This is a genomic window from Streptomyces humidus (assembly GCF_014649655.1).
Classification (GTDB): domain Bacteria; phylum Actinomycetota; class Actinomycetes; order Streptomycetales; family Streptomycetaceae; genus Streptomyces; species Streptomyces humidus.
Map to the genome: position 1 here is coordinate 16,221 of NZ_BMTL01000028.1, position 7,620 is coordinate 23,840.

At 69.8% G+C, this 7,620-nt stretch carries 4 protein-coding genes; all 4 read right to left on the minus strand.

Translation table 11 applies throughout. From position 1 onward, the window contains the following. Positions 1-38: 38 nt before the first annotated feature. Complete coding sequence (gene recQ, locus IE239_RS28975; protein WP_190152474.1) at positions 39-2,090, minus strand: DNA helicase RecQ; 2,052 nt, start codon at positions 2,088-2,090, stop codon at positions 39-41. A gap of 332 nt (positions 2,091-2,422) precedes the next feature. Continuing rightward, on the minus strand, positions 2,423-4,081 hold the full coding sequence (gene nuoN, locus IE239_RS28980; protein WP_190152375.1) for an NADH-quinone oxidoreductase subunit NuoN: 1,659 nt from the start codon (positions 4,079-4,081) through the stop codon (positions 2,423-2,425). Continuing rightward, positions 4,078-5,649: an NADH-quinone oxidoreductase subunit M gene (locus tag IE239_RS28985; RefSeq protein WP_190152376.1), complete on the minus strand. Its 1,572-nt coding sequence runs from the start codon at positions 5,647-5,649 to the stop codon at positions 4,078-4,080. Before IE239_RS28985 ends, nuoN begins: the two co-directional genes overlap by 4 nt. A gap of 5 nt (positions 5,650-5,654) precedes the next feature. After that, positions 5,655-7,619: an NADH-quinone oxidoreductase subunit L gene (gene nuoL, locus IE239_RS28990; protein WP_190152377.1), complete on the minus strand. Its 1,965-nt coding sequence runs from the start codon at positions 7,617-7,619 to the stop codon at positions 5,655-5,657. Between the last annotated feature and the right edge of the window lies 1 nt (position 7,620).

Genomic DNA, 7,620 nt, shown 5'->3' on the forward strand with positions numbered 1-7,620 from the left:
GCACGGTCCCGAGCCAACGGAGCGCGCTCGACGATCCGCTATATCCAGTCCTCGGGCTCCGGCTCCCCGTCCATCTCGGGCCAGTGGTCAGGATCTCCTGGATCGCCCGGAGCGCCCGAATCCGTGTGCACGCGAGCCTCGGCTTCGGGACCGGGTCCCGCGGCGGGGGGTACGGCGGCCGTGTCGGGTGGGCCGGCCAGCGAGGCCAGCACCGCGAGGACGCCCTCCCCGTACGTCACCAGCTTCTTCTCGCCGACGCCGCTGACACCGCCGAGCTGCTCCACGGACGTCGGCCACGCCGTGGCGATCTCCCGCAGCGTCGCGTCGTGGAAGATGACGTACGCCGGGACGCCCTGCTCACGGGCCTGCTCGGCACGCCAGGCGCGCAGCGCCTCGAAGGCGGGCAGCAGCTTCTCGGGCAGCTCGGCCACGGCTGCCTTGCCCTTGCCGCGGCCGGACGAGGAGGAGCCCGACGCCTTCGACGTCACCGGCTTCTTCGGCTCCTTGCGCAGCGGGACGTCCCGCTCCCGGCGCAGCACGGCCCCGCTGGCCTCTGTCAGCACCAGGGTGCCGTACTCCCCCTCGACCGCCAGCAGCCCCTGGGCCAGCAACTGCCGGACGACTCCGCGCCACTCGCCCTCGGTGAGTTCCTCGCCGATGCCGAACACCGACAACTGGTCGTGGTCGAACTGGATCACCTTCGCGGTGCGCTTGCCCATCAGGATGTCGATGATCTGCACCGCGCCGAACTTCTGACCGCGCTCCCGCTGCAGCCGCACGATCGTCGACAGCACCTTCTGGGCGGCCACTGTGCCGTCCCAGGTCTCCGGCGGGGTGAGGCAGGTGTCGCAGTTGCCGCAGCCCGCCGCGTCCGGCTCCTGGCCGAAGTAGGCGAGGAGCTGTCCGCGCCGGCACCGGACGGTCTCGCACAGCGCCAGCATCGACTCCAGGTGGGCGCCGGCCCGCCGGCGGAACGCCTCGTCGCCCTCACCGGTCTGGATCAGTTTGCGCTGCTGTATGACGTCGTTGAGGCCGTAGGCCATCCATGCGGTGGAGGGCAGGCCGTCGCGCCCGCCACGCCCCGTCTCCTGGTAGTAGCCCTCGATCGACTTGGGCAGGTCGAGGTGGGCGACGAACCGGACGTCCGGCTTGTCGATGCCCATGCCGAACGCGATGGTCGCGCACACGACCAGGCCGTCCTCGCGGAGGAACCGCGACTGATGCGCCGCGCGCGTGCCCGCGTCCAGACCCGCGTGGTAGGGCACCGCCTCGACGCCGTTGCGGGAGAGGAACTCGGCCGTCTTCTCCACGGAGTTGCGCGAGAGGCAGTACACGATGCCCGCGTCGCCCGCGTGCTCCTCGCGCAGAAAGCTCAGGAGCTGCTTCTTGGGGTCCGCCTTGGGCACGATGCGGTACTGGATGTTGGGCCGGTCGAAGCTCGCCACGAAGTGCCGGGCCGTCGGCATGTTCAGCCGCTGGGTGATCTCCTGGTGCGTGGCATCGGTGGCCGTCGCGGTGAGCGCGATCCGCGGGACGTCCGGCCAGCGCTCGCCGAGCAGGGAGAGGGACAGGTAGTCGGGGCGGAAGTCGTGACCCCACTGGGACACGCAGTGCGCCTCGTCGATCGCGAACACCGCGATCTTGCCGCGGGCGAGGAGGTCGAGGGTGGACTGGAGCCGCAGTCGCTCCGGCGCCAGATACAGCAGGTCCAGCTCGCCTGCGAGGAACTCGGCCTCGACCACGCGCCGCTCGTCGAAGTCCTGCGTCGAGTTGACGAAGCCCGCGCGCACGCCGAGCGCCCGCAGCGCGTCCACCTGGTCCTGCATCAGCGCGATCAGCGGGGAGACGACGATGCCCGTGCCGGGTCTGACCAGGGCGGGGATCTGGTAGCACAGCGACTTGCCGCCGCCGGTGGGCATGAGGACGACCGCGTCCCCGCCGGCCACGACGTGCTCGATGACCGCTTCCTGCTCGCCGCGGAAGGCGTCGTATCCGAAGACCCGGTGCAGCGCGGCCAGGGCCTCGCTCTCGGTCCGCTCCGGTGTCCCGGTGATACCTGTCATCTCGCTGATCCCGCCCGTCCCGCCCATCGACTGGTCCCCCGTACGTCGTCCCTCGACCACTGCCTCCACGATAGGGGTCCGGACTGACAGCGCCGGAGTTGTCCACAGGCTCGTTTCGGTGACGTCACGTGACGACCCGCGACTTCTCGTGGCATCCCGTGATGGCCCGTGATGGCCCGCGGAAACCGGCTGCCGGGCCCGGGCGCGGGAAGACACCGGTCAAGTCGCCCGTGGGCGCAGGCGGGCTCCCACGCCGGTGGGCCCGGCCCCCCTCTCGGGGATGCTGTTGTTCGATCAGCATCCCGCTCGGGGAACCGGGCCCACCCTGCGAACCGGCCGCAGGCCGGCGGCGCTGCGGCTCAGCGCACGAACACTCCCGCCTGGTTCGCCAGGTCCAGGAAGTACTGCGGTGCCACGCCGAGCACCAGCGTGACCGCCACTCCCACTCCGATCGCCATCACCGTCAGCGGCGACGGAACGGCGACGGTCGGGCCGTCGGGCCTCGGCTCGCTGAAGAACATGAGCACGATCACCCGGATGTAGAAGAAGGCGGCGATCGCCGAGGAGATCACGCCGACCACGACGAGCGGGGCCGCGCCGCCCTCCGCAGCCGCCTTGAAGACGGCGAACTTCCCGGCGAACCCGGAGGTCAGCGGGATGCCGGCGAAAGCCAGCAGGAACACCGCGAGCACGGCCGCCACCAGGGGCGACCTGCGCCCGAGCCCCGCCCACTTGGACAGGTGCGTGGCCTCGCCGCCGGCGTCGCGCACGAGCGTGACCACGGCGAACGCGCCGATCGTCACGAACGAGTAGGCGGCCAGGTAGAAGAGGACCGACGAGACGCCGTCCGGGGTGGTCGCGATGACGCCCGCGAGGATGAATCCGGCGTGCGCGATGGACGAGTACGCCAGCAGCCGCTTGATGTCGGTCTGGGTGATCGCGACGATCGCGCCGCCCAGCATCGTGATGATCGCGACGCCCCACATGACCGGGCGCCAGTCCCAGCGCAGCCCCGGCAGGACCACGTAGAGGAGGCGCAGCAGCGCGCCGAAGGCGGCCACCTTGGTCGCCGCGGCCATGAAGCCGGTCACCGGGGTGGGCGCGCCCTGGTAGACATCGGGCGTCCACATGTGGAACGGCACCGCGCCCACCTTGAACAGCAGTCCCATGACGATCAACGCGGCGCCGACGAGGAGCAGCGCGTCGTTGCCCATGGTGTCGGCGAGCGCCGGGTTCACGTTCTGGACGGTGCCGTCGACGACCTGCGCGATCGTGCCGTACGACACCGAGCCCGCGTACCCGTACAGCAGGGCGATGCCGAAGAGGGTGAACGCGGAGGCGAACGCGCCGAGGAGGAAGTACTTGACCGCGGCCTCCTGCGACATGAGCCGCTTGCGGCGGGCGAGCGCGCACAGGAGGTACAGGGGCAGCGAGAAGACTTCCAGGGCGATGAAGAGCGTCAGCAGGTCGTTGGCCGAAGGGAAGACCAGCATCCCCGCGACCGCGAACAGCAGCAGCGGGAAGACCTCGGTCGTCGTGAACCCGGCCTTGACCGCGGCCTGTTCGCTCTCGCTGCCGGGCACGGAGGCCGCCTGGGCGGCGAAGGAGTCGACGCGGGTGCCGTGCGCCTCGGGGTCGAGGCGCCGTTCGGCGAAGGTGAACAGGCCGACCAGGGCGGCCAGCAGGATCGTGCCCTGGAGGAAGAGGGCCGGTCCGTCGACCGCGATCGCGCCCATGGCCGCGATGCGCGCCTTCGTGGTGCCGTAGCCGTCCGCCGCCAGCATGACCACGGCGACGAACGCGACGATCAACGCGGCTGTGGACAGGATCAGTTGGGCGTGGTAGCGGTACTTGCGCGGCACGAACGCCTCGACCAGCACCCCTGCGATCGCCGCGCCCACGACGATCAGTGTGGGCGACAATTGCCCGTATTCGATCTTCGGTGTGTCGATCTTCGAGATCGGGTCGGCCGCAGTTGCCGCCGTTGTCCACAGGCTGTGGACGGCTGATGCGCTCACTTGGCCGCCTCCACCTCGGGCTTGGGGTCCTTCTTGTGTACGTCGGACAGCGTCTGCTTGACCGCCGGGTTCACGATGTCGGTGACGGGCTTCGGGTAGACGCCCAGGAAGATCAACAGCACGATCAGCGGGGTGACCACCACGAGTTCACGGGCGCGCAGGTCCGGCATCGCCGAGACCTCGGGTTTCACCGGACCCGTCATCGTCCGCTGGTAGAGCACCAGCGTGTAGAGCGCGGCGAGCACGATGCCGAAGGTGGCGATGATGCCGATCGCCGGGTAGCGCGCGAACGTGCCGACCAGGACCAGGAACTCGCTCACGAAGGGCGCGAGTCCCGGCAGCGACAGCGTCGCCAGACCGCCGATCAGGAACGTGCCGGCGAGTACCGGAGCGACCTTCTGCACTCCGCCGTAGTCGGCGATGAGCCGCGAGCCGCGCCGCGAGATCAGGAACCCGGCGACCAGCATCAGGGCGGCCGTCGAGATGCCGTGGTTGACCATGTACAGCGTCGCGCCCGACTGGCCCTGGCTGGTCATCGCGAAGATGCCCAGGATGATGAACCCGAAGTGCGAGATCGACGCGTACGCCACCAGCCGCTTGATGTCGCGCTGGCCCACGGCCAGCAGCGCGCCGTAGACGATGCTGATCACCGCGAGGACGAGGATGACGGGCGTCGCCCACTTGCTGGCCTCCGGGAAGAGCTGGAGGCAGAAGCGGAGCATCGCGAAGGTGCCCACCTTGTCGACGACCGCCGTGATGAGGACGGCGACGGGCGCGGTGGCCTCGCCCATGGCGTTCGGCAGCCAGGTGTGCAGCGGCCACAGCGGCGCCTTCACCGCGAAGGCGAAGAAGAACCCGAGGAACAGCCAGCGCTCGGTGCTCGTCGCCATGTGGAGCGTGCCGTCGGCGCGGGCCTGGGCGATCTCCGCGAGCGAGAAGTTCCCCGCGACCACGTAGAGGCCGATCACCGCGGCCAGCATGATCAGACCGCCGACCAGGTTGTACAGGAGGAACTTCACGGCCGCGTACGACCGTTGCGTGGACGCCGCCTCCTCGCCGTGCTCGTGGGCGCGGTCCCCGAAGCCGCCGATGAGGAAGTACATCGGGATGAGCATGGCTTCGAAGAAGATGTAGAAGAGGAAGACGTCGGTGGCCTCGAAGGAGAGGATCACCATCGCCTCGACGGCCAGGATCAGGGCGAAGAAGCCCTGCGTCGGCCGCCAGCGCTTGCTGCCCGTCTCCAGCGGGTCGGCGTCGTGCCAGCCCGCGAGGATGACGAACGGGATCAGCAGCGCGGTCAGCGCGACGAGTGCGACCCCGATGCCGTCCACACCCAGCTCGTACCTGACGCCGAACTCCGCGATCCAGGAGTGGGATTCGGTGAGCTGGTAGCGGGCGCCGCCCGGGTCGAAGCGGACCAGGACGACGATCGCGAGGGCCAGCGTCACGAGGGAGAACAGCAGGGCCAGTGCTTTGGCGGCGTTGCGCCGGGCGGCCGGGACGGCGGCCGTGGCGACCGCCCCGATCGCGGGGAGCACCGCCGTCGCTGTCAGCAGAGGAAAGGACATCGGTATCAGACCGCCCTCATCAGCAGGGTCGCGGCGACGAGGACCGCCGCACCGCCGAACATCGAGACCGCGTACGACCGCGCGAAGCCGTTCTGCAGTCGGCGCAGCCGCCCGGAGAGGCCGCCGACCGAGGCCGCCGTGCCGTTGACGACGCCGTCGACCAGGGTGTGGTCGACGTAGACCAGGGAGCGCGTGAGGTGCTCGCCGCCGCGCACCAGGACGACGTGGTTGAAGTCGTCCTGGAGCAGGTCCCGCCGGGCGGCCCGGGTGAGCAGCGACCCGCGCGGGGCGACGACCGGGACGGGACGGCGGCCGTACTGCGCGTAGGCGATGCCGACACCGATGACCAGACAGACCATGGTCGCCCCGGTGACCGCCGCCACGCTGAGCGGGGAATCGCCCTCGCTGTGCCCGGTGACGGGCTCCAGCCAGTGCAGGAAGCGGTCGCCGATGCTGAAGAACCCGCCGGCGAAGACCGACCCGAACGCCAGGACGATCATGGGGATCGTCATGACCTTGGGCGACTCGTGCGGATGCGGTTCCGCATGCTCGCCGTGGTGTGCGGCGGCGGGCTCCGCGCTCGGCGCCTCGGGCGAGCGGGTGGGCTGGTTCTTCCAGCGCTCCTCGCCGAAGAACGTCATCAGCATCACGCGCGTCATGTAGTACGCGGTGATGGCCGCGCCGAGCAGGGCGCAGCCACCGAGGATCCAGCCCTCGGCGCCGCCCTTGGCGAACGCCGCCTCGATGATCTTGTCCTTGGAGAAGAAGCCGGACAGTCCCGGGAAACCGATGATCGCCAGGTAGCCGAGGCCGAAGGTGACGAAGGTGACCGGCATGTACTTGCGCAGGCCGCCGTACTTGCGCATGTCGACCTCGTCGTTCATGCCGTGCATGACCGAACCGGCGCCGAGGAACAGTCCGGCCTTGAAGAAGCCGTGCGTCACCAGGTGCATGATCGCGAAGACGTAGCCGATGGGGCCGAGGCCCGCGGCCAGCACCATGTAGCCGATCTGCGACATGGTCGAGCCGGCCAGCGCCTTCTTGATGTCGTCCTTCGCGCAACCGACGATCGCACCGAACAGGAGCGTGACCGCGCCGACGACCGTGACGACCAGCTGCGCGTCGGGAGCCCCGTTGAAGATCGCGGCGGACCGGACGATCAGGTACACGCCCGCGGTCACCATCGTGGCCGCGTGGATGAGGGCCGAGACCGGGGTCGGGCCCTCCATCGCGTCCCCGAGCCAGGACTGCAGCGGCACCTGGGCGGACTTGCCGCAGGCGGCGAGCAGCAGCATCAGGGCGATGGCCGTGAGCTTGCCCTCCGAGGCGTCACCGGCGATGCCCTGCTGCCCCTCCGCCCCGAGCAGCGGGCCGAACGCGAACGTGCCGAAGGTGGTGAACATCAGCATGATCGCGATGGACAGGCCCATGTCGCCGACGCGGTTGACCAGGAAGGCCTTCTTCGCGGCGGTGGCGGCGCTGGGCTTGTGCTGCCAGAAGCCGATGAGCAGATAGGACGCGAGACCCACGCCCTCCCAGCCGACGTACAGCAGAAGGTAGTTGTCGGCGAGGACGAGCAGCAGCATCGCCGCGAGGAACAGGTTCAGATAGCCGAAGAAGCGGCGGCGCCGCTCGTCGTGCTCCATGTACCCGACCGAGTACAGGTGGATCAGCGAGCCGACGCCCGTGATCAGCAGCACGAACGTCATCGACAGCTGGTCGAGACGGAAGCCGACGTCCGCCTGGAAGCCCTCGACCGGGATCCAGCTGAACAGGTGCTGCGTCAGCGTCCGGTCCTCGGCGCTCCTGCCCAGCAGGTCGCCGAACAGGACCAGACCGAGCACGAAGGACACGGTCGACAGGAGCGTGCCGACCCATTGGCCGACGGCGTCGAGCCGACGGCCGCCGACCAGCAGGACGGCCGCTCCGAGCAGGGGCGCCGCGATCAGCAGCGCGATCAGGTTCTCCACG

Coding starts and splice junctions, on each gene's coding strand:
- recQ (WP_190152474.1), bottom strand. CDS start 2,090: ATGGGCGGGACGGGCGGGATCAGCGAGATGACAGGTATCACCGGGACA.
- IE239_RS28985 (WP_190152376.1), bottom strand. CDS start 5,649: ATGTCCTTTCCTCTGCTGACAGCGACGGCGGTGCTCCCCGCGATCGGG.